This window comes from Actomonas aquatica (assembly GCF_019679435.2).
Taxonomy (GTDB): domain Bacteria; phylum Verrucomicrobiota; class Verrucomicrobiia; order Opitutales; family Opitutaceae; genus Actomonas; species Actomonas aquatica.
Genome location: NZ_CP139781.1, coordinates 3,937,334 through 3,960,255, shown reverse-complemented (window position 1 = coordinate 3,960,255; position 22,922 = coordinate 3,937,334). Strand labels below are relative to the sequence as shown.

Genomic DNA, 22,922 nt, shown 5'->3' with positions numbered 1-22,922 from the left:
GCAAGGAGTGAGGAGGGAACGCCTAGGGTATAGAACCTAGTTTGAACTGCTGAAAAAGTGAGCAGCAGACGGCCGTGACGAGAACCCATTTCAATTGGCCGGACCCCAGAGATGTCAAAATGACGTTCCCTCAGGCAAGCGCTAATGATTGGATTTGTAAAAATATCCACTGCAGTAGTTTACTAAATCTGATCGACGGATTGTCCGGGTATTAGAGCGCGTGCTAGCTCTTGGTCCTGCTCCAGGACCAAGCGACGCTGCCGAAAGGTCGATTTTTCGGCCACCGACTGGGCCCGACGGAAGGTCAGGCGGGCGAGAAAACGGGCCAAACCGGCCGCCGGACGGCCGCTCGGCAGCACGGTGCGGAGCAGGCGGCGGATCGGTTTGGCGACAAAACGTTCGGCCAAATCGTCCTCCAAACAGGCGTAGGAACGGGTGCTGCCGGGGTCACCTTGGCGGGCGGCGCGGCCCTGCAATTGGCGGTCCACGCGGCCGGATTCGTGCAATTCGGTGAGGATTACGTGCAGGCCACCGAGGGCTTTGACCTTGGCCGCGAGGCGGATGTCGGTGCCGCGACCAGCCATATTGGTGGCCACAGTGATGGCGCGATGCTCGCCCGCACCGAGCACGATGGCGGCCTCGTGCTCGTGCCGGACGGCGTTGAGCAGGGCAAAAGACAGGCCCTTGGCCTCGAGCAACCGGCCGAGATGCTCGCTGGCCGACACGCTGCGGGTGCCGATCAAAACCGGGCGCCCCAGCTCATGCAGGCGCTCGATTTCGGCCACGATGGCGGCCCATTTGCCCTCCGCACGGAGGAAATATTGGGTGGGCCAAACCTGCCGCTGACAGGGCAGATGCGTCGGCACCTGAACCACCGGAAGCTGGTAGATGCGCCAGAATTCGGCTGAGGCTTCCGCTCCGGTGCCGGTCACGCCGCTGAGTTGGCGAAACAGCCGGAAAAAGCGCTGAAAACTGAGCCGCGCCAGCGATTCTGTGGGCGCAGAAATATCGAGCCCCTCCTTGGCTTCGACCGCTTGGTGCAGGCCGAGACGCCAGGAACGACCGGGCATAAGACGTCCGGTGGACTCATCGACGATGATCACCTGCCCATCTACGACCACGTATTGCTTGTCCTTGATGAAAAAGTGGCGGGCTTGGAGCGCCTGCACGGCCAGCGAGGCCACCCAAACGGGTTGGCTGAAGCGCGAACGCTGCTTTTCGGCACACCATTCAGCGATCTTGCGGTGCCCTTCCTCGGTGATCTTGGCCTCCTTGTGCCGGATGTTCAGCTCGTAGTCTTCGCCCGGCAGCAGCGCGGCGGCGACCTCGTTGGCGAGGCGGCAGAGCTCGATGAGGGCCATGTTTTCCTGCGGCTGACTGATGATCAGCGGCGTCACCGCCTCATCGATCAACTGGTTGTCGGCTTCGTCCACGATGGCCGTGTGCAAGCCGCGCAAAACCATGCGGGAGGCGGCCAAGCTATCTCCGCGACGCACAAGACGAGCGACGGTGCGCCGTCCCGGATCGGCCATGGGACCGAGGGCGAGCCGGTCGCGCAGGAAGTCCGCCACGAGTTCCTTGCTCGTCGTGTAAACCACGTCGGCTCCGTAGGCGGCCTTGCGGGCGTCCTGTTTCATCTCGGACGTCACCGCCGCGACGGTTAGGTCGAAGGCCTCATAGACCGCGCGCATGGTATCGGCGTCGCGCCGAGCCAGGTAGTCGTTGGCGGTGATGACGTGGACCGTGCGGCCCTGCCACCCAAACACGCCGGCGCCGAGCGCGATGGTGAAGGTTTTCCCCTCCCCCGTGGCCATCTCGACCAGGCGACCGTCACCCAGACCGAGGGCGCCCATGAGCTGCACCGGGTAGGCGCGCAGACCGAGAGCGCGATGGGCCAATTCGGCGGCGACGGGCAGCGCGGCATCAAAGAGTTCGGCGACCGGACGTCCACCGCGGCGCACCATGGCACGGCGTTCGCGCATGGCCGCCCGCAATTCACCATCCCCCAACGGCGCAAACTCTCCGGCCGCGGCGTGTGCCCGCTGCGCCCGCACCTCGAGTCGGCGGCGGTAACTGTCGCGGGTGTGCCAGGAGCCGTGAGCACGATGCACGAGACCGTCCAAGCCCTTCGGGAGGGGCTCGATCTTGGGCAATTCGGTGCGGCGCACCTCTACCATCGGGACAGCCATCGCGGGATTCGTCGGAAAAGCCGGGCGGGTTAGCGGTTAGATTTGGTAACGGTTCTGCAGGAGTTGGCGGAAGTCGCGGGCCCACTGCACGAGCAAGGGGCTCCACGGCAGATCAAACCGCATCACGCCGGCGCGACCTTGCCAGAGCGGGCTGCGACCGGTGTCGGGATCGACACCGTCCTCGGCGGCGATGCGGCCCACCACGAGGAAGAACGGCTCCGTCGCCTCGAGACCACGGCCGTCGTCGTTGCGCACCTCGATCGGTCCACCGCCCAGCCAACCGAGCGAGGCGCTGGGCAACAGGGTCTGGCGACCGGGCACCACCCGCCACGCGTCGACCACGATGTCCTGACCGGCGGTGCCTTTAAAACGCACCTCGGCACGGTCATTGGCCGCGCCAAAAAGTTCACTGGCGTTGTCCTGGCGCACGACGGCAAAGAATTCCCAATCGGGGCCGGCCCCAACGACCTCGCCGAGGCGCACGCCGCGCGGCAGCCAGGTGCCATTCCAATCATCCAAACCCTGTGCCACCCAACGACCGCTGGACTGGGCGCGCACGGTGAGACCGGCGCGGTCTTCCTCCAACGCGTCCACCCGTTCGGCGGCGGCTTCGCGGCGCACCCGGGACGGTTCAATACCGGCAGCGAGGCCGGCCAACATCTGGCGTTCGCGACCGCGGGCTTCGACCAACTCGGCTTCAGCGGCGGCGATGGCGAGATCGAGTTCGGCGTTCTCCATCACCACCAGCGGCGTGGCGGTGGCCACGGTCGCGCCGGGCGCGGACGGAACCTGCGTCACCCAGCCGGGGACCTGCGTAAAGACGTCTGAGGAGCCTTCGGCGCGCACGATGCCGACGGCGCGGAAATGGTTGGGCATGGGCACCAGGCCGAGGAAGCCGATGACGACCGCGAGTCCGCCGAGGGCCCACGCCCAAGCGCGGTTGCGGGCGCGTTCGATGCGCGGCTCGCGCACCAGATAGCGAGAGGCTTTGACCGCCGGCATGACAAAGGCGCCGATAAAGGTCAGCACGCCCGCCAGCAAACCGAGACCGAAGTAGCGGTCGGCCACCAGCAGGATGATGGCGACGGTGATAAACATGCGATAGCACCAGCTCGCGACGCCGAAGACCGACAACCATACGGCTTCCTTGCGGGTGCTGGCCGGACTTTCGAGCGTCTTCACGTCGAGCGCCCGCGATTCAAAATTGTGCAGCCACTGCCGAGCCGAACGCATCTGCAGATTCGGCGATTCGGTGAGGTCGGACAGGATGTAATACCCGTCGAAACGCAGCAGCGGATTGAGGTTGAACAACAACGTGGAGACCGAAGCCACGATCATGACGTTGTAGGCCAGACTGTTCAGCGTGCCGGGACCCGTCGCCGCCCACACCAGCGCGGCGCCCGACGCAAAGGCCAGCTCCGGAATCATGCCGCCGAGTCCGACCACCACGCGCTTCCAGCGCTCACGGAAGGCCCACGCGGCCGTCGCATCCACGTAAGGAATCGGCGTAAACACCAACAGCGTGATGCCCATGGCGTGCACCTCCCCACCGAAGGCTTTCACGGCGAAGGCGTGACCAAATTCGTGGATGAGTTTGGCGAGGGTGAAGGCACCGTAGAGCAGCAACAGGTTGCCCGGCGCGAGCACGGCCTGCGACTGGTCGAGGGCGCGGTCCCAGTTGGACGCGACGACGCTCAGACCGAGTCCGAGCCAGAGGAACCAGCCAATGGCGGCGGTCTTGCTGGCGAGCCAGCGCAGGAAGGGCCAGGTGCGGTTGAGCAGCGGATCCGGATCGAAGAGCCGAATGCGCAGAAAGAAGATGCCGAAGACCTGGGACATGACCTGCTGCTTCCGGCGCTTTTGATGACGCTCGAAGAGGCGATGGGTGTCGGCGGTGGTGTCGGCCGCGAGCAGGTTGGCCTGGTAAAGCTGCGCCAGCATCGAGACGACTTCACCCTGCCCGGGAGCGTTCTTGGGCGAACGTTCGAGGCAACCCATCCAGATCTCCTCGACCGTTTTGCGGCCGTCGAGGCGCGCGATGAAGTCGTAGGCTTCGGGACGGAAACGGAAAAAGGTATTGGTGAACCCATCGCGGGCCACGAACCAGTTCTCCCCGCGGAAGCGTTGTCGGCGCAGGGTGACGGACGGGCGCAAGCGTAACCGCTGACCGGATACGCGGTGCCAGGACTCGTTAAAAAGCGTGCGGTTCTCGTTGCTCATCGCGACGGTGGCGGCGGGTTCGGCATCGGCGGGCGGTGCGGGTTTACCACCAGAACTTGAGGCGGATGAAGTCGACCAGGCGGTGGGTCGCGATCCAGAGGAAGTTGCGGTGGCCGGACTCGACCTTGGCCACGCCGGTCATGCCGGGGCGGAGCCAGTCGGCGTTGTTTTGCAGGCGTCCGCGCACGACAAAAAAGTTGCCATCACGATCGACCACGGCGGCGGGTTCGATGCGCTCGATGGTGACATCAAAGGTGTCCTCCGGGCGGGTGGTGAAGGCGATCTGCGCGGTCTCGCTTTCGGCGATGAGATCAATGTCCCGCTCGGGCACTTCCATTTGCACGTAGAGACCGTCGAGGCGCGACACGCGCATGAGCACGTCTCCGGCGCGGACCGGGGCACCGATGCGTTCGCGCAGGTCACCCTCAACCACGACGCCGTCAAACGGCGCCTTGAGGCTGGCGCGATCGAGACGGTAACGCACGAGGTCCACCTGCGCGGAGGCCTGCGCCTGCATGGCGCGGAAGGCGCGCATGTCGGCCAGCTTGCGATCGGCCTCGGCCTTCTCGGCTTCGGCGGCGTAGCGGCGTTGTTCGGAGAGCGCGGAAGCGAGTTCGACCCGCAGGTCGCTGGTATCGAGCCGCACCAACTCCTGGCCGGCCGTCACCAGGTCGCCGGGGCGCACCTTGGACTCGGCCAGATAACCGTCGTAGGACGCCGGCAAATGCGCGAGCGCTTCGGCCCGCACAATGAAGGTGGCATTCACCCGGTAGGGCAGCGGCACAAAAATGGCGAAAGCGAGGAAGAGCGCACCGGCGATCCCGGCGACCTTCCACCACGTGTTTTGCGGGCCGAGAAATTTAGCCAGACCCTGGCGCCACGAGGCGGCCCAGCGGGCGCCAAACCAGCGGTCGTGGGTGCGCAGATCGTCTAGGCGGCGGGCGACTTGATCGGCGATCACGCGCAGCGCGAGCGCATCAAATTCACCAAAGGCTTCAGCGCGTTCGAGCAGCAGCACACCTTTGACTTCGCCATCCACGCGCACCGGCACGGAAAGCATGGCGGGCACGTGTTCCATGTCGGCGTAAGCCTGGTGGTCACGCACGATGACTTCGGCATGTTCGCTGGCCGGCCAGATGATCTCCTCATCCTGATCGCGCGTCTCCTCCATCGCGGCCTCGAGCTTCTGCACGACATTCATGCGTTTCTCGAAATTGTCGGTGCCGCTCACCGCCAACACGCGTAGGTAGGCGCCCTTCTGCCAGGCAAGCGCCACACGCGTGCAATGGTGACGCGTGGCAATCTCATTCACCAAAGCCATCGCCACGCCGAGGAAGCGCGTGTGCAGGTTGGTGACGGCGAGGATTTCGAGCGCCTGGGTGAAGTTTTCGACGTCGCGCTTCGAACGCTCGAGTTGGCGCTGACGTTGATAAAGCAGCGGGGTGTCGGCCGCGAGGCGCAGCAACGCGCCGGCTTCGGCGAGGTCTTCCTGACCTCCGGGCGCGATGGCGGCGGCGAGCAGACAGCGATCATTCGTATCGCCGGTGGAAAGCGCCACCAACAGCAGACCGGCGCGCTGACCTTCGCCGGCGGTGGCGGCAGCGACGCCCTCATGCAGCGCCTGCTTGGCGAGCGCTTGGAAACTGCTGCCATGCATGGGGGCCGGGAAGTCACGCGGGTTCGGCCACGCGGCGGCGAGTTTCCATTCCTCGCCCGCCTGCACCACCACGCGGGTGCCAGCCGCACCGGCGATCTCGGCGCAGGTGCGGGCAAACATCGGCCAGAAGTCCTTCACCGGTCCGTCGAACAAGCGGCACGCTTCCAGGCGGGCGGCGGCTTCACCGGAGGATACAGGGTCGAGTCTGCTCATGGAGGAGGAAAAGGAGGGAGATGAAAGAAAGGACGCCCGTCGATCGATCGGGGCTGCAGCGGGAAACGATTAGTCGGCGGGGATCACCTCGGCGCGGAGACCGGGTTTGATCTGATGGCCGGGGTTATCGACGACGATCTTGACGCGCACGAGGCCGGAGGCGGCGTCGACGCGCGGGTCGATGAACTCCACCTCACCTTGGTAAACCGCGTCGCGGTCGGCAGCGCGGCAACGCACCTCGAGGGTGTCGCCGAGCTTGAGGGTGTAGGCTTCGTCGACCTGCACGTAGATCTGCACGTAGACGCGGTCGATATCGACGAGGCGGAACATGGGCTCGGCGGCCGTCACGGCCTCACCGATCTCGCGCATTTGCTCGACGACCATGCCGTTGATCGGCGCGGTGATGGTGCGTTGGCGGAAGATTTCCTTGGCCTGCTCAGCCTGCAGACGGGCGAGCTCCATCTCGATGCGACCCTTCATCGCTTCGTCTTCGGAAATGATCTGCTCGGCGTAGAGATTCTTGGAGCCCTCGAAGTCGAACTCGCGCTTTTCCAAAGCCGCGGCGGTGCGCTGCATATCCAGTTCTTCAATACGATTGTAGAGCTGGGCGAGCGTGGCCCCGGCGGTCACCTGATCCCCCTCCTTGTGCAGCACCTCGACGATCGTGCTCTGCACCGGAGAGGACACCACGACCTCCTTGTAGGGCAGCACGATGCCTTCGTAAGCAGCGGCGGTGAGGGAGGTGAGCAACAGCGCGGCAGCGGCGAGCAGCGGACGGCGGAAGGCGGGCAAGGTCATGGGCGGACGAACGAAAGGGACGGAGCGGGAGCGGGGCGGGGGTGGCTTACTCGTCGATCATCTCGATCTTCAAGTCACGTGGCAGGGTGCCGAGCACAAAACCAAGCTGGGTGTAGGCGCGGTTCAGATCGACGCGGGTGGCGAGGGCGCGGGAGCGAGCGGTCGAGACGTCGCGCTGGGCCTGGGCCACGTTGAAACTAGTGGTGAGGCCGGAGGCGAGGCGCTTGAGCTCGGCGTTGAGGGCGGAGTCGGCGAGGCGCACGGAATCCTGCACCAGCTCCATGCGCGCGGCGGCGTTGTTGAGGTCGCGCAGGGCGGTGTCGAAGGCGGAGAGGAGGACAACCTCGGTGCGCTTGAGTTCGAGGATGGCCTGCTCCTTGCGCATCTCGGACTGTTGCACGCGGCTGCGGCCGGCCTTGTCCCAGATCGGGTAGTTCACCACGAGACCGGCGCTCCAGCTCGGCTGGGTGCGCTCCCAGTAGTTGCGGTAGGAACGGGTGAGCGTGCCGCCGATGCCGTTGTAGCCAAAGGTCGCCCGCAGATCGACGCGCGGCCAGCGCTGGTTCTTCGCGTAAGCGACGCGGATCTTCTCGGCTTCGATGAGCTCGAGGCTGCCGAGGTAGGACGGGTTGAGCTCAAAGAGGTCGACCAGGGCGGCCTCGCGGTCGATGACCGGCGCGTCGTCGAGGATGAAGTCGGTTTCGACGACGATCTCGGTGTCATCGAGATCGAAGGAATCGCGGGTGAGTTCGAGGATCTGATTCTGGCGCTGCTCGAGGAAGTTGCGGGCGACCAGCAACTCTTCCTTGGCCTCGGCCACGCGGCTCTGGGCCTGGGTGACGTCGATCGGTGCCATGCGGCCCTCTTCGAAGCGACGGTTGTTCTCGTGCACGAGGTCTTCGGCGACCTGCACGGCCTCTTCCTTCACCCGCACATTTTCCTCGGCGTAAACCAGCTCGTGATAGGCGTTGGTGACGTCGCGCATGATGCGCAGGGCGACGGCGCGCAGCTCGAAACGGGAAGCGTCGGCCGCGCGGCGGCGCAGGCGCACCTCGGCGAGGTTGGCCTTGAAGCCGAAGTCGCGCAGCAGGGGCTGGGTGATGGCGAGGGTGGAGTTGGAAATGAACTCCGAGTTGAAGTTGTTGTAGTCGTTGCGGGCCTCATCGACGCCGGTCATGGCCTCGTAGGTCATACCGGTGGGGAGCTTGCCGGTGAGACCGACCTGCAGACGGCCGAGGTCGTCGTTGAGGATCGGGTCATCCTCGCCGCCGAAGATGGAGCCGAGGGAGGAGAGCTCCTGCGAGGTCTTGGGGCGCTCCGTGCTGGAGTAGTTGCCCGCGATCACGGCGTTGGGCATGAACTCGCCCCACGCGGCATCCACCTGCAGGTCCTGCAGGATCGGATCGATGCGCTTGGCCCGCAGCTCCAGATTGGTGTTCAGCGCCGCGACCAGCAGATCGTGCAGGCTGTAAGCTGCGGCCGAGGAGTCGGCGGCTTGGACCGTCGGCCCAACAAAAGGAAAAGCCAGCGTGGCGATTGCGAGAGAGACGCGAGGTGCGGGAAGGGAGCGAAAGAAGCGCATGGTGCAGGTCGGCAAGGCAAGGAAGGTGCGAGAAACTCGGGAGATTCAGGCCATTGGCCAGCAGATATAGGTAAAACTCCCCAAGTTATGAACAGATATTACTCAATATTTTCGGGTCCCCGGCCCCACCCGAATGGTGCTAGTTCTTTTTCGTCAGTATTTTGCACAGCTTGGGCCAACGAAGGAGGGCAATCAGCTCAGTCTTCCTCCGTGAAGCCGCGCAAGCCTATATTCTGCACACCTACCCCCGCCCACCGGAGCCCGATTTCGCAAATCACTTGGTGGCAGACCGATAGAGCACAAACTATAGACCAATTTCTACCGCCAATTCGGACCCTTAATGAAGCGCCCTTGCCCCGTCGAACCGAACAACAGGCATACCCAATACCGCAAACACCCACCAGCTCGGGAGTTAGAAACGACTGCCAAATTCCCGACTACGTGGTTTCTGGGCTTGCCCGACTCCGGATCCCGGGCAGTCCTTACTGACGGTCCCCACGCCTACCATGAACCTGCCTTACTCCAAATTCCTGGCCATGGCCGTGGCTGGTGCCCTCACGGCAACCGCCGAGGTCGCTTACACTCCGCCCCTCGGCGTTGAAGTGCTCACCATTGATGGCGGCACGTCCGCCGCTCCCGTGACGACCCCCTTGGCGCTCACCTTGGTCGACCGACCGGTGGCTGCCGGACTGCAACGCGGCGCGATTACCACCGTGGGCGCGACGACCCTCACCGTGAGCGGAGCCGGATGGACGGCCGATGCGCTGGCCGTGCCCGCTTTCCCTTACGACGTGCTGATCATCGACGGCGCGGGCGCCGGTGCCCGCCTGCAGGTCACCGCCAACACCGCCGACACCTTGACGGTTGCCGGCCGCGACCTCGCCACCCTCGGCGTGAGCGACGGAGACCACTTTCAACTCCTGCCCGTCGACACCCTCGATTCGCTCTTCGGTAGCGACACCTTCCTCGGCGGCGAGAGCCCTGAGGCCGCCGACGTCATCGCGCTCGGCGAACAAACCCGCCTGAGTTACTACTACAACACCACGGCCGGCCAATGGCAGCTCACCACCGGCGCGACCGACGATGCTGGCGCCACGCGCCTCCCGCCCAACGGCATGATCGCAGTGGTGCGCAAGGCCGACGCCTTCACCCTGACCCTCGCCGGTGCCGCGCCCGTCACCGCCACCAACATCCCGGTGGCCGACCTCGGCACCACCTTCACTCACACCGGCTTCCCGCTCGATGTGACGCTCGATGGTCTGGCGCTGCAGACGCACCTCGCGGGCTGGGCCAGCAATTCCGACGTCGATCAGGCCGATCTGCTCGCCGTCGCCACCGGCGCCTCCTGGGTCAACTACTACCACGACGGCAGCCAATGGGTCCGCGCTCCCGGCGCGACCACCAACCGCGGTGCGGTCGTGATTCCGGCCGGCACTCCCATTCGCATCATCAAGCGCAGCGGCGTCACCGGCTCCACGCCGTTGGTCCTTCCGCTCCCCTATTCCCTCTGACGCCATGCAACACCGGCAACGCTCCCTCTCTTCGCTTCTCTGCGGTGGTGCCTGGCTGATCGCCGCCACCGCGCTCTCCGCTCAATCCACCCTGGAGTCCTTCGATGACCTGAGCGCCAGCGACGCCTACTTCGCCGGCACCTGGGAGGCGAGCGGCTCGATCACGGGCACGACCGCCCCGGCCAGCAGCTTTGCCCAAGGCAGCGGCACCTACGACATCACCGGCACCGGCGTCCTCAACGACGCCGACTCGTTCCTCGAGCTCCACTTTTCGTCCGCGCCCTTGGATCTGAGCGCCTACAACGCCCTCTCCCTCCAAGCCAGCACGCTGCCCGACAATGCCGCGACCTCCGTCGAGCTCCGCCTGTTCGACACCGCTGGCAACTCCGCCTACGCCGCCATCGCCGTCACCAGCCTGCCCGCCGTGGTGGCTTGGACGGCCGACCCGAGCTTCGACCCCGCCGCGGTCGAAATCGTGCGCCTTTCCGGCGGCCAACTCGATGGCACCGCCGCCGTTTCCCTGCGTCTCGACGAGCTGAGCGCCGTCGATGCGACCACCGCGCTCGGTTTCCACAGCGCCGACTACGATCAGAACAACCAGATCGACCTCTCTGAGCTCCTGCGCGTCATCGAGCTCTACAACACCCGCAACGGCACCACCCGCACCGGCCGCTACCTGGTCGACGCCGGCACGACCGACGGCTTTGCCCCCGATCCGACCACCGTCCTGGATGCGCCCGCCAGTCTGAGCAGCTACCACTCGGCCGACTACGATCGTGACGCGCAGGTATCGTTGTCGGAACTGCTGCGGGTGATCGAGCTCTACAACACCCGCGACGGCACCACCCGCACGGGCGAATACCACCGCGACGCCGCGACCGTCGACGGCTTCGCCCCCGGCCCCGAGCCGACCAGCTGAGCCCGGCGCTAACGGCCGCCCCCCGCTCCACCGCCACAGTCTACCCGCGCACGGCGGCGCCAGCGGCACGCCCGGCGCCGCCGTGTGCGCGCGCCGGAGTTTCCCGCTCAAGCCCGCAAGCTTTACACCGATAGCGAATTACGGTCCCTTGCCTCCAGAGCGGGCAAGCCACTTGCATTTGCCGGACCAAGCTTCCCACTCTTTCGCTCTGTTACCTCGCCGCCGTGCTGCGCCGGATTCTCCACCATCCTACGACCGCTTGGGTCATTTTGTGCACATCTCTCGTTGTGACCTATGTGGGGTGGCGGGTGTCCAACGGCTATGCTGAGCGTCGCGCTGAAGAGCGTTTCGCCTTCTCGGCCAACGAAGCCGCGGATCTCATTGAGAAGCGCATGCTCGAATACGAGCAGGTCTTGCGCGGCGGGGTGGGCCTTTTCAACGCGTCCGGCGAGGTCACCCGGGCGGAGTGGCGCGACTATGTAGCGACACTCCGCGTGGAGGACTATTTCCCCGGTATCCAAGGCATCGGCTTCGCCCGCCAGGTGGCCCCGCAGGACGTGCCGGCCTTTGAGCAACGGCTGCGCGACGAAGGCTTTCCCGACTTCGCCATCAGCCCGGTGGGGCCGCGCGAGATCTACACCTCGATCGAATTTCTCGAACCCTTCGACCGCCGAAACCGCCGCGCCTTCGGCTACGACATGTTCTCGCACCCGGTGCGCCGGGCCGCCATGGAGCGCGCACGCGACACCGGGCTCCCGGCGATGACCAGCAAGGTCATCCTCCTGCAGGAGACCGAGACCGATGTGCAACCCGGCGTGCTCACCTACCTGCCGCTCTACACCGAGGGCATGCCCACAGCCAACGTCACCCAGCGGCGCGCCGCTCTCCGCGGTTACGTGTATGCCCCCTTCCGCCTGCGCAACCTCATGGAGGGCATCCTCGACCACACCCGCCGCGAGGTCGACGTGCGCGTCTACGACGGAACGGCCGTCGGCGAAGCCAACTTTCTGCACGACACGGCCGCTGCGGCCTCCTTGGAAGCCGGAGCGCTGACCGACGCCTCCTACCGCGAGCAACGCACCATCAACATTTCCGGCCAGCCCTGGACCCTCGAATTCTCCACCAACGCCCGCTTCGAGACGGCCACCACGACCCTGCAACCCGCCCTCATCGCGGCCACTGGCGTCGTGATCGACGTGCTGCTGTTCGTCGTCATAGCCACCCTGAGCGCCAACTACCGCCACAAGAGCGCCGCCGCTCAAGCCGCCACCGACAAACTCACCGCCGCCTCCCGCCTGCACGAAGCGGTTCTCAACCATGCCGGCGCCGCGATCATCGCCGCCGACCTCTCAGGCACGATCACCATCTTCAACCCGGCAGCGGAACGCCTGCTGGGCTATACCCGCAAAGAGATGATCGGAAAGCTCACCCCGGCCGCCTTTCACGACCCCGCCGAAGTCGCCGCCCGCGCCCAACAATTTTCCCTCGAACTCGGCGCTGCCGTTCAGGTTGGTTTTCCGACCTTCGTAGCCAAGGCCGACCTCGGCCTGCCCAACACTCACGAGTGGACTTACCTGCGCAAGGACGGCACCCGTGTGCCGGTCCTGCTATCAGTCACCGCTATCCGGGACGAAAAAGGCGTGGCCACCAGCTACCTCGGCGTAGCCACCGACAACTCCGAACTCCACCTCGCCCAAAAGCGACTGGCGCAATCCCTCGCCCGCCTCGAGTCGCTCAATCGTGCGCTCGACGAGCACGCCATCGTAGCCATCACCGACCGCCGCGGCACCATCACCGAGGTCAACGCCATGCTCTGCCGCATCTCCGGCTATCGCCGCGAGGAGCTCATCGGCCAGAACCACCGACTGCTGAATTCCGGGACACACGACCCGGCCTTCTTCAAGACCCTCTGGAAGACCATCAGTCACGGCGAAATCTGGCACGGCGAGATCTGCAACCGCACCAAAGACGGCGAACTCTACTGGGTCGATACCACCATCGTGCCCATGCTCGGGCCCAAGGGTAAACCCGAGAGCTTCATCGCAATCCGCACCAACATCACCCCCCGGCGCCAATACCTCGAACAACTCAACCAGACCCAACGGCTCGCCCGCATGGGTAGTTGGGACTACGACGTCGCTCGCCAGCAGTTTCACCTCGCCGCCGAAACCACTCAGATCTCCACCCTCGCCTCCACCCACAGCCTCACCTGGGAACAGTTCTTTAACCTCTTCGACCCGCCAGGCATCGCCCGCCTCGCCCGCGCCCTGCAAACAGCTCTGGACGACCAGCGTGACTTCGACATCGAGCTCCAACTTAAACGCGCATCCGCCCCCAAGTCCGCCGGCCGCTGGGTGCGCCTCGCCGGTCGCCCCGAGCGGGATCACCGGGGCGTGCACCGTATCCGCGGGCTCCTTCAGGACATCGATGACTCCAAGCGCACCCAACTCGCCCTCGCCGCCGAGGAGTCCCGCTACCGCATGCTTGCCACCACCCTGCCCGTCGGCCTGTGGGAAGTGGATTCCGCCGGCGAGTGCCACTACGTCAACGACGCGTGGCAGGAAATCACCGGACTCAGTTTTGAGCAGGCACTGGGTCACGGCTACCGCGACGCCGTCCATCCTGATGACCTCGAACCCATGCTGGCCGCCTGGCTCGAAGCCGTAAAAAAGCGCAGCATCTTCGTCTATGAATTCCGCTGGGTTCGACCCGACGGACAGATCCGCTGGGTGCACTCCACCGGCACGGCAGTGGAACGAGACGGCGAGGTGGTCGGCTACGTCGGCGGCGACCTCGACATCACCGAACACCACAAAACCAACGAACTGCTCCGCACCACCCAGACCATCGCCGAGATCGGCGGCTGGGAATACCATATCGCCAAGCACCAATTGCTCTGGACCGAACAAACCTACGCACTGCATGAGCTGCCCGGCACCACCGAGGTGCAGGTCGAGGAGGCCATCGCCTACTACCACCCCGAAGACCGCGCCCACCTCACCGAAGCCGTGGAACACGCCACCCAAACCGGGGCGCCCTGGGACATCGAAGCGCGCATCATCACCGCCACAGGACGCGAACGTTGGGTGCGCGCCGTCGGCCAGGCGGAGTTTGCGGCCGGCAAAGCCGTGCGCCTCTTCGGCACCCTGCAGGACATCGACACCGCCAAACGCTCCCGACTCGCCCTCACCGCCAGCGAAGAACGCTTTCGCACCCTCGCGCAGACCCTGCCCGTCGGCATCTTCGAGACCGACCCCCAGGGCCTCTGCGTCTACACCAATCACGCATGGCAAACCATGGCTGCCCTCGACGCCGAGCAGGCCCAGGGCCTGGGCTGGAGCGATCACGTGCACCCCGAGGATCGGGACGCGTTTTTGGCCCCTTGGCAGGATGCCGACATCCTGCGCCCCGAGATCGATCTGGAGTTCCGTTTCCAGCACCCCGATGGCAGCCAGCGCTGGGTGCACGCCACCGCCTCCGCCCTGCATCGCCAGGGCTCGGTGACCGGCTATGTGGGCGTCTGCGAGGACATCACCGAACGCAAAAAAAACCTCGACCGTATCACCGACTCCCTCGCTGAAAAAGAGGTCCTGCTGCGCGAAATCCACCACCGCGTGAAGAACAACCTGCAGCTGGTGAAGAGCCTGCTCAACCTGCAGGCCAACCAGATTCACGACGAAGCCGTGCTGGAACCCTTCCGCGAAAGCCAGCGCCGCATCCAGACCATGGCCATGGTGCACGAGATGCTCTACGCCCACACCGACCTGGCCCGCATCGAGCTCGACACCTACCTGCGCCAGCTCGCCCAGAGCCTCGTGCGCACCTTCACCGCTCCGGAACGGCCCATCCACCTCCACTTGGATCTGGAGCCCATCGCCCTTCCGCCCGACACCGTGGTGCCTCTCGGCCTCATCGCCAACGAGATCCTGACCAATGCCTGCAAATACGGCCGTCAGGACGGGGCTGCGCTGGGCATCACCCTGCGCCTGACTCGCTCCCCAGCCGATGGCGCGGCGCTCCACTTCAGCAACGACGGACCGCCCCTGCCGGCAAGCTTCGATCCCGAAACCAGTAAAACCCTCGGCTTCCGTCTCATTCGTCTGCTCAGCAAACAAGCCCGCGTAAACCTGCAACTCCCGGCAGCCGGGTCCGCCCCCAGCTTTACGCTCAGCTGGAGTCTGGACCATCCCGACGAACCCACCTCTCCCATCAAACGTGTGTCGTCCGTGTAAATCACGCCTGCAGCACCAACGCCGCCGCCCACTCCATTTTCGATCCTCCTCATGAACGCCCCCATCCGCATCCTCGTTGTCGAAGACGAAGCCATTCTAGCTGAAGATCTGCGCGAATCCCTCGAACGCCAGTCCTACAAGGTCATCGAAACCGTCGACAACGCCGAAGACGCCCGCCGCGTCGTGCAGGAGAGCAAACCTGACCTCATCATGATGGATATCCATTTGGCCGGAAGCGAGGACGGCATCAGCACCGCCGCCAGCATCCGCCAGCTGCACGACATTCCCATCATCTTCCTCACCGCCCACAGCGACCAGGCCACCCTCGACCGCGCCAAACGCACCAGCCCCTACGGCTACCTCGTCAAACCCTTCGAAGACCAGGAACTGCGCGCTGCCATCGAGACTGCCACCTACCGCCACGACGCCGATTCCCAGTTGCGCAAGATGGAACGCTGGCTGCGCACCACCCTGCACAGCATCGGCGACGGTGTCATCACGGTCGACCTGGACCGCCGGGTCACCTTCCTCAACCCAGTGGCCGAAGCCGTCACCGGCTGGACCCGCCAAGCCGCCATCGGCCGCCCCTACCACGAGGTGTTTAAACTCCGGGCCAACAAGAAACTGGTGGAAGACGCGCTCGCACCCGTGCTCGAGGACGGAGAGTTGCTCCACTTCGACGAAAACTACACCATTGAGAATCGCGACGGAGAGCTCCGCCGGGTGGACGACTCGGTGGCGCCCATCCGCAACGACGAGGGCAAGGTCACTGGGGCCATCATCATCTTTCGCGATGCCACCGAAAAATGGGAGCTCGAGCAACTGCGGCAAATGGGCGAACGCCGCATGCAGGAAGCCCAGCGCCTCGAGAGCCTGGGGGTGCTCGCCGCCGGCATCGCTCACGACTTCAATAACCTGCTCGCGATCATGATGGGCCACGCCGAGATGATCGCCGATTGCGACGCCGTGCCCGCCCGCGAAAAGGATTATTTGGCCCAGATCAAAGATGCCGGCCGACGGGCCGCCCACCTCTGCGAACAGATGCTCTCCTACGCCGAAAGCGGTGGCTTCGAGCGGCGCCCGATCAACATCACCCCCATCCTCGAGCAAAGCGCCAAGCTCCTGCCCCCCTCCCTGCCGGCGGGCATCCACGTGAAGCTGGACCTCGACCCGCACCTGCCCCCGATCGACGGCCACGCCGGGCGTATCCAACAACTCCTTACCAATCTCGTCCTCAATGGCCTCGAAGCCATGGAGGGCAAGGCCGGCAACCTCGAAATAACCAGCCGCGCCGTGCCCACCCTGCCCGACAATCTCCGGCTCGCCCCTCCCACCGGATTGAAGCCACCGGAGGGTTGGGTGTGCGTCAGCATCGAGGACGAGGGCTGCGGCATCGCCAGTGCGACGCTCGACCGTATTTTCGACCCGTTCTTCTCCACCAAATTCACCGGGCGTGGGCTTGGGCTGGCCATCGTCTTCAACGTCCTGCGCCTGCATGACGGTGGCCTGAACGTCATCTCGGCCGATGGCGTGGGCACGCGTTTCGACATCTACCTGCCGGCCTCCAAAGTCCGCGAAGCCCCGCCCCCTCCCTCCGCTTGGTCGGCCGATTGGGTGGCGCCCGCCGGTCGTCAAGCCCTCATCATCGACGACGAAGACAGTGTGCGGCTCGTGTTGCGGCGACATCTGGAGAAACTGGGCCTGCAGTGCCACGACACGGCCAAAGCCGACGAGGCCCTCGCCATCATCAAAGCCACTCCCGACCTGAGTGTGATCTTCCTCGACCTTACGATGCCCGACATCACCGGTGTCGAACTGCTGAGCCGTATCCGCCCGGAGTATCCCGAGCTTCCCGTGGTTTTTGTCAGCGGCTTCAGCCAGGAATCGATCAGCTCCATCCTCGAAACCGACGACTACACCACTTTCCTGCAGAAGCCGTTTGAACGCGCCGAACTCGCTCGCGCACTGCGCGAGAGCTTACGCTAAGACCAAAAAAAAGCGGGCCACCGTGGTGGCCCGCAAAAGCGTTGGTCGGATTCGTCTGATCAGGCGAGTTCGCAGGCGCCACCGGCGCAGGCGATGACCTGCTTGAGCTCGGTGATGTCCTCGTCCTCGCAGAGGTCGGTGTAGCGCACTTCGCGATACTGGAGGCGGTTCCAACGATCGACGTCGGCGGCGGTGCTCACCGCTTCGCGCGGGGCTTGGGCGTAGGCCTTGTCGCCGCAGTCCTGGAGCAGGGCGACACCGGTGAAGGAATCGCGGTTGTCCCAGATCATGTTGGCGACGGCGTCCCACTCGTCCGGCTTCACCGTGACGGTGCAGGAGACGTTGTGATGCAGGCCCTTGGAGTGCTTCTCGTGACGACGGCCCGCCTGCACCCAGTTGGTCTGCACGTGGCGGATGTAGTCGAGGTGGGTGAGCGCATCGAGATCCTCGCGATAGATGCCAAACTCCGGCCCTTCGACCGGGAAGGTGATGACTTCGGTGCGGCCGTGCGGGTCGTAAACACTCTGCTCCACCATGTGGGGGTTGTGCTTCTTGAAGTGCTGGAAGACCGGGCAGAGGGTGTTGGACTGCACGCGGCGGAAGTAGCGCAGTGAGTGGTGCGGGTGCACGCCGCTGGAGGTGCCGAGCAGGAGGCTGGCGGTGCCCTCGGGCTTCACGCAGGTGGTGCGGGCGGCCGGGTGAATACCGAGCGCGCGAGCGACGATGAGGTTGACCGCTTTGACGACCTCGGCGCCCTGGCGCAGGACATTGGCGTCGAGCAACACGTCCGGGCGATCAAGCACGCCGCAGATGGACACGCCGAGCAGCGCCTCGCGCTCGGTGATGAGGCGGGAAACCGGCGAGAGGTATTGGAAGTCGGTGTAGCCGGCCTGCAGGGTGCCGATGAGGGCGGCCTGCGCGCACAGCTCGTAGAACTTGGCCGGGGAATCAGCGGCGGCGGAGGACAGTGTGGTGAGGTTGCAGAACTGCACCCCGGAGAGCACGTCGCCCTCGTTGAGCTCACCCTCGTGGCCGAGTTCGCGGAGGCGGTCGGCGACGTCGGGCGTGACCGTAAGCTTCGGATTGAGACCGATTTCCACGCAGGGGTTGGCGCCGTGGTCGGCATCTTCGACGAAATAGAAGCCCGGTTCGCCAAACTGCTTCTGCGCCTCGAAGAGCATATCGAACTGCTCGCGAGTCGCCTCGGAACGCACGATCACCGCGGAGTTGTTGGAAGCCGAGCGTTGCGGGTTCTTCTCAAACCAGTTGCCGGTCTTGGCATTGCGCATGTCCTCGTCGTCGACGGAGAAAAGGCAGATCGTAGCGGAACGGCGGATACCGCCGGAGAGCACGGCCTTGGCGCCCCACATGAGGCAGTCGTAGGCCTCGATCGACTTGAGCTGGCGACCGGCAGCGCCATGCAGCACGGTCTCGATCTTCTTGAGCGCATACATGAGCGGCTCGGGGCCCGGGGCCTTGCCTCCGGACGTGCGCAGCGGTGCGCCCGCCGGGCGAATGTCGGAGTAGTCAAACTGGACACGACGACCTTCCACGGCCGAGCACATGAGCTCGTGCAGCGCATCGGCCCAGCCTTCGATGGTGTCACCCACGACCCAGGTGGTCATCGGAGCATCGGCCGCCGGCAACGGCGCCAGAGCCGGGAGGCGGGACACGTGCTGCTGTTGCACCGAGAAGCCGACGCCACACCCGCAGAGCAGGAGGTAGAGGCTCTCCTTGAAGGACTCCAGCCGGTCGATGTGCATGAAGGCACAATTGTAGATGCGGGTGTGCTTGTTGAGGATCGCATCGCCGCCAAACTGCAGGCTGCGCATCGACGGCAGCACCCGCTTGCCGGCCACCGCTCCAAAAGCATCGCGGATCGCGTCGTGCAGCGAGCCGAGCGAACCCAGCTTGGCCATCGCGCGCGCATCCACCTCACCCCGCCGCAGGGCCGTCGCCGCCTCCTCGAGGAGCGAACGATCGGCGTAGTGGCTCAGGTGCATGTTTTGCACGCGCTCCACCGCCTCTTCCCACGTCTCGCGTCGGCGTTTCTGTTCGTCGTAACGGGCGTAACGGGACACCGCGATGTAGTCTTCCAACCCATTCGCATCATGACGCACCGGACGAGGACTCGACGCGGCGGCAGAAGGGACGGATTCGGAGACAGACGAGGACAGAGACGGATCAAGATTCATATACACAAAACTCCACAGTTAACGCTGAAGGTGGCGGGGTAAGAGGCGCCGCTGGCTCCCACAGGTTGTGTCGAGCGGCAAAGATCACCCCAACATATTGGGGTTCGGGAATGCAAACCCGATTACTGCGCAAATTTTGCGGCGGGTGTTTTTGGACCTGCGCTGGCGCGGAAAAGGGCGTGGCCCTCAGCCCTCTTGCACACGAGTCTGCAGCTGCTTCCAGATGGCCTGCAAGGCGACAAAATCTGCTTCTTTGGAAGCGCTGGTGATCACGTAATCGAACTTTTCCCGCTCCTGTTGTTCGCGCTCGGCGGTGATCATGCGGCGATCGATCTCTTCGGTCGATTCGCCGCGGCCTTCGAGGCGCTCTCGCAGCTCGGGAATCGGCACGTCGATGTAGACCGTGCCCATGTGGCGGGCGAGCAGCGGATTGGCCGCAGCGGCGCGCCGGAAGTTGTCCACGCCCTGCACATCGACATTGATGATGAGGCTGTGACCGGCCGCCAGTGGATCGAGCACGGAGGACGCGAGGGTGCCGTAGCGGTTCTTGCGGTGCACCCAGGCCCACTCGAGGAAAGCATTCTCGGCAAGGTGCTGGTCAAACTCTTCGGCGGTGAAGAAGTGATAGTGCACGCCGTTCACCTCACCAGGGCGCGGCTCGCGGGTCGTGGTGGTCACCACGCGGGAGAAACCCGGGACTTCGGCCACCATGCGTTCACAAAGCGTGGTCTTGCCGGAACCGGCCGGGCCCGCGAGCACCAGCAACACGGGCGTGTTATCAATCGACGAAGAAGGAGCGGCGGAGTCGGCAGCCATGAAACGGAGACAGTCGAAAAGGGGCTCAGTAAGTGAACGCGACCGTCGTGACGGCGAGGCCGTAGGCCGCGATCAGACCACCCACCAATTTGGCGCGGCCAGGTTTACGATAGAGCCAGTTGAGAAAATCGCGGGCGCGGAAGGGAGACGCGCCGAGGTAGACGGCCAGACCGGCGGCCACAAACACGGCGACCTTGTAGAGATAGATGCGCCCGCCATCGGTGAGTTCACCGTAGTTCCAATTCATGTAACTCGGTTCCAACAGGTTGGTGGCACCGAGCAGGACCAGCACGCAGACCCCGCGCACCGCGAGGAAGTCCGGCACCCAGATGAAGGCGCCGACCGCGACCAGCGCGAAGAACACAAAGAGTTGTTTGCGGAACTGCCCGAAGTCGGCCTCCGACAGGTGCCAAACGCGGTAGAGGAACCAGATCGCGCCCAGTCCGAAGAGGATGAAGGCCAGCGAACGGGAACGCGGGAAGCGTTTGATCGACGACACCACCACCGGCGACGGCACGATGAAAGCCACGCCCAGCGCGAGCAGCAGGAGACCGGTGATGAGAGTGGCGAGCGTGAGTGACATGGCGGAGAGGTTGATTAACCGCGAATAACGCGAAGGAGCGCGAAGAGATTTTTGGCCGGTGTCGCGGTTTCCTGTGGGCGCGACATCAGCTTTCCACTCCCTCCAGCACCAGATCGCCGTAAAGGGTGCTGATGGTGGCGCGGTGGATTTTGACCTGCACCACCTCGCCCACCAAGCGTGGGTCGGCATCGACGATGACCACGCGGTTGCCCGGGGTGCGCCCGGTGAAGTGTTCGCCGGTTTTGTCCGGCCCCTCGATCAGGACCGCCTGTGTGCTGCCGACCAGCGACTGGTTGCGGCGCAGGGAGTTCTCGCGCAGGACATCGAGCAGCTCCTGGTTGCGGCGTTCCTTCACTTCGTCGGGCAGTTGATCCTCCAACTCTTCCGCCACGGTGCCGGTGCGGATGGAGTATTTGAAGATGTAGGCCATGTCGAAATTGCAGGCGCGGAAGAGCTCCTTGGTCTGCTGGAAATCCTCCTCGGTCTCGCCGGGGAAACCGACGATGACGTCGGTCGAGAAATACATGTCGGGCGTCACGGCGCGCAGGGCGTCGACGATCTCCTTGTAACGGGCGGCCGAATACGGGCGGTTCATCGCCCGCAGGATCGTGTCGCTGCCGCTCTGCATCGGCAGGTGCACGTAGGGCATGAGCTTGGGCAGGCGACCATAGGCCTCGACCAGGTCCTGTTTAAAACCGCGCGGGTGCGGCGAGGTGAAACGGATGCGTTCAATGCCCTCGATCTCGTGCACCTTTTCGATGAGCTGCACGAAGGGCGAAATGCCGTTGGTGTGGGTGTAGTCGCGGCGGCCGTAGCTGGTGACGATCTGGCCGAGGAGCGTGATCTCCTTGATGCCGCGGGCGGCGAGCTGACGGCACTCGGCCACGATGTCCTCCATCGGCCGGGAGCGTTCGTCGCCGCGGGTTTTCGGCACGATGCAGAAGTGGCAGGACATGTTGCAGCCCTGCTGAATCGAAACAAAGGCGCTGACCTTCTGCTCCCCTTCCGGCTCGAAATGCTCGCGGATGGTATTCTGCGAACCGGCCTCCTCCTCAATGTCGACGATGGACGAACCGACCAGCACCCCGGCCTCGCGGGCGGCGCGCAGGTTGTCGAGGTAATCGGGGACCTGGTGAAACTTCTGCGTGCCGACGATGAGGTCGACATCGGGCAACTGCTCGAGAATGGCCGCGCCGCGGTTCTGGGCCATGCAGCCAAGAATGCCCAAAACGAAGTCGGGATTCTTCTTTTTCCGGTGCGAGACATAGGACGCTTTGCCGAGGGCCTTTTGCTCGGCGGCGTCACGCACGCTGCAGGTGTTGAGCAGCATGATGTCGCACTGATCCTCGGCGTCCACGATGCGATAACCCCGGCCGCGCAGCATCGCCGCGACAGCCTCACTGTCGCGCTCGTTCATCTGGCAGCCGTAGGTTTTGATGTAGACGCGGTTCATACGCGGGAGCGGCTTTGCCTAGAGGGCGACGCCGCCGGGTCAAACGGGAAAGCCCCGCTCGCGCCCAAGCAACGGGCGCGGCGGGGCTTACGCAGGCCGACGAGGGCCGTGGGACCTTAGCCGAGCGGAACGTGCAGCTTCAGTTCGAGCTTCTTGCCGTCACGGCGCAGCTCGGCATGACCAGTGAGCGAAGTGCCGCCGGCACCCGCCGGGTAGGCGAGTTTGAGCTTAAACTCCGCTCCGCCCGCCGGCGCGCTGGTCCAGGCCAGTTCCACTTTATCGGTGGTGCCGGCCGGAGGAACGATCTGCGGTGGCGTCGGACCGGCGGTGAGACCGCCGAAGCTCCAGCCTTTGGGTAGGTTGACCTGCAAACCCATCGCGGTGGGCGGGGAGCCGTAGTCGACGATCACGGTCAATTCAACTTCACCGCCGGCGGGCGAGAGGGCATCCACGTCCGGCGTGGCCACCACGGATTCGGCGCGAAGCAGCGCCGCACTCACGAAGAACAGCAGGAGCGAAGCGAGGAGGGATCGATGTTGTTTCATGGGCTGATTTGGGTTGTCAGTCG

14 protein-coding genes are annotated in these 22,922 nt (G+C 64.8%); 4 read left to right on the top strand and 10 right to left on the bottom strand.

Going from position 1 to position 22,922, the window contains the following annotated elements; all coding sequences use genetic code 11:
• Window positions 1–182: 182 nt before the first annotated feature.
• The 5 genes from K1X11_RS15340 to K1X11_RS15320 all read right to left on the bottom strand — a co-directional run bounded on the left by K1X11_RS15340 (window position 183) and on the right by K1X11_RS15320 (window position 8,659).
• Window positions 183–2,189, bottom strand: a complete 2,007-nt coding sequence (locus K1X11_RS15340; RefSeq protein WP_221031692.1) for a preprotein translocase subunit SecA — start codon at window positions 2,187–2,189, stop codon at window positions 183–185.
• A 36-nt stretch (window positions 2,190–2,225) separates the two neighbouring features.
• Complete coding sequence (locus K1X11_RS15335) at window positions 2,226–4,409, bottom strand: M50 family metallopeptidase (protein WP_221031691.1); 2,184 nt, start codon at window positions 4,407–4,409, stop codon at window positions 2,226–2,228.
• A 43-nt stretch (window positions 4,410–4,452) separates the two neighbouring features.
• A complete protein-coding gene (locus tag K1X11_RS15330; RefSeq protein ID WP_221031690.1) occupies window positions 4,453–6,279 on the bottom strand; it encodes a GAF domain-containing protein in 1,827 nt (608 codons plus the stop codon).
• A gap of 69 nt (window positions 6,280–6,348) precedes the next feature.
• Window positions 6,349–7,077 (bottom strand): efflux RND transporter periplasmic adaptor subunit, encoded by a 729-nt coding sequence (locus K1X11_RS15325; RefSeq protein ID WP_221031689.1) that lies wholly within the window; start codon window positions 7,075–7,077, stop codon window positions 6,349–6,351.
• Window positions 7,078–7,123: 46 nt separating this feature from the next.
• The gene (locus K1X11_RS15320; protein WP_324726002.1) at window positions 7,124–8,659 is read right to left on the bottom strand and encodes a TolC family protein; all 1,536 of its coding nucleotides are present in this window, start codon (window positions 8,657–8,659) and stop codon (window positions 7,124–7,126) included.
• 506 nt (window positions 8,660–9,165) lie between these two features.
• Here K1X11_RS15320 and K1X11_RS15315 point away from each other — a divergent pair.
• The 4 genes from K1X11_RS15315 to K1X11_RS15300 all read left to right on the top strand — a co-directional run bounded on the left by K1X11_RS15315 (window position 9,166) and on the right by K1X11_RS15300 (window position 17,307).
• Window positions 9,166–10,170: a hypothetical protein gene (locus tag K1X11_RS15315; RefSeq protein WP_221031687.1), complete on the top strand. Its 1,005-nt coding sequence runs from the start codon at window positions 9,166–9,168 to the stop codon at window positions 10,168–10,170.
• A gap of 4 nt (window positions 10,171–10,174) precedes the next feature.
• Window positions 10,175–11,089 (top strand): hypothetical protein, encoded by a 915-nt coding sequence (locus tag K1X11_RS15310; RefSeq protein ID WP_221031686.1) that lies wholly within the window; start codon window positions 10,175–10,177, stop codon window positions 11,087–11,089.
• A 269-nt stretch (window positions 11,090–11,358) separates the two neighbouring features.
• Window positions 11,359–15,321 carry a PAS domain S-box protein gene (locus K1X11_RS15305; RefSeq protein WP_221031685.1) on the top strand — a complete coding sequence of 1,321 codons (3,963 nt, stop codon included), beginning with the start codon at window positions 11,359–11,361 and terminating at the stop codon, window positions 15,319–15,321.
• Between the two features lie 51 nt (window positions 15,322–15,372).
• On the top strand, window positions 15,373–17,307 hold the full coding sequence (locus K1X11_RS15300) for an ATP-binding response regulator (RefSeq protein WP_221031684.1): 1,935 nt from the start codon (window positions 15,373–15,375) through the stop codon (window positions 17,305–17,307).
• A gap of 59 nt (window positions 17,308–17,366) precedes the next feature.
• Here the strand turns inward: K1X11_RS15300 and K1X11_RS15295 are convergent, their stop codons facing one another.
• The 5 genes from K1X11_RS15295 to K1X11_RS15275 form a co-directional block, all read right to left on the bottom strand.
• Window positions 17,367–19,502, bottom strand: coding sequence for a recombinase (locus K1X11_RS15295; RefSeq protein WP_225919507.1), 2,136 nt, complete (start codon window positions 19,500–19,502; stop codon window positions 17,367–17,369).
• 186 nt (window positions 19,503–19,688) lie between these two features.
• On the bottom strand, window positions 19,689–20,318 hold the full coding sequence (locus K1X11_RS15290) for a guanylate kinase (protein ID WP_221031683.1): 630 nt from the start codon (window positions 20,316–20,318) through the stop codon (window positions 19,689–19,691).
• A gap of 25 nt (window positions 20,319–20,343) precedes the next feature.
• The gene (locus K1X11_RS15285) at window positions 20,344–20,901 is read right to left on the bottom strand and encodes a hypothetical protein (protein ID WP_221031682.1); all 558 of its coding nucleotides are present in this window, start codon (window positions 20,899–20,901) and stop codon (window positions 20,344–20,346) included.
• A gap of 85 nt (window positions 20,902–20,986) precedes the next feature.
• Window positions 20,987–22,354 carry a tRNA (N6-isopentenyl adenosine(37)-C2)-methylthiotransferase MiaB gene (gene miaB, locus K1X11_RS15280; protein ID WP_221031681.1) on the bottom strand — a complete coding sequence of 456 codons (1,368 nt, stop codon included), beginning with the start codon at window positions 22,352–22,354 and terminating at the stop codon, window positions 20,987–20,989.
• A 116-nt stretch (window positions 22,355–22,470) separates the two neighbouring features.
• Window positions 22,471–22,899, bottom strand: a complete 429-nt coding sequence (locus tag K1X11_RS15275) for a hypothetical protein (protein ID WP_221031680.1) — start codon at window positions 22,897–22,899, stop codon at window positions 22,471–22,473.
• Window positions 22,900–22,922 lie beyond the last annotated feature (23 nt).

Coding starts and splice junctions, on each gene's coding strand:
- K1X11_RS15325 (WP_221031689.1), bottom strand. CDS start 7,077: ATGACCTTGCCCGCCTTCCGCCGTCCGCTGCTCGCCGCTGCCGCGCTG.
- miaB (WP_221031681.1), bottom strand. CDS start 22,354: ATGAACCGCGTCTACATCAAAACCTACGGCTGCCAGATGAACGAGCGC.
- K1X11_RS15310 (WP_221031686.1), top strand. CDS start 10,175: ATGCAACACCGGCAACGCTCCCTCTCTTCGCTTCTCTGCGGTGGTGCC.
- K1X11_RS15275 (WP_221031680.1), bottom strand. CDS start 22,899: ATGAAACAACATCGATCCCTCCTCGCTTCGCTCCTGCTGTTCTTCGTG.
- K1X11_RS15340 (WP_221031692.1), bottom strand. CDS start 2,189: ATGGCTGTCCCGATGGTAGAGGTGCGCCGCACCGAATTGCCCAAGATC.
- K1X11_RS15335 (WP_221031691.1), bottom strand. CDS start 4,409: ATGAGCAACGAGAACCGCACGCTTTTTAACGAGTCCTGGCACCGCGTA.
- K1X11_RS15285 (WP_221031682.1), bottom strand. CDS start 20,901: ATGTCACTCACGCTCGCCACTCTCATCACCGGTCTCCTGCTGCTCGCG.
- K1X11_RS15300 (WP_221031684.1), top strand. CDS start 15,373: ATGAACGCCCCCATCCGCATCCTCGTTGTCGAAGACGAAGCCATTCTA.
- K1X11_RS15295 (WP_225919507.1), bottom strand. CDS start 19,502: ATGAATCTTGATCCGTCTCTGTCCTCGTCTGTCTCCGAATCCGTCCCT.
- K1X11_RS15315 (WP_221031687.1), top strand. CDS start 9,166: ATGAACCTGCCTTACTCCAAATTCCTGGCCATGGCCGTGGCTGGTGCC.
- K1X11_RS15290 (WP_221031683.1), bottom strand. CDS start 20,318: ATGGCTGCCGACTCCGCCGCTCCTTCTTCGTCGATTGATAACACGCCC.
- K1X11_RS15330 (WP_221031690.1), bottom strand. CDS start 6,279: ATGAGCAGACTCGACCCTGTATCCTCCGGTGAAGCCGCCGCCCGCCTG.
- K1X11_RS15320 (WP_324726002.1), bottom strand. CDS start 8,659: ATGCGCTTCTTTCGCTCCCTTCCCGCACCTCGCGTCTCTCTCGCAATC.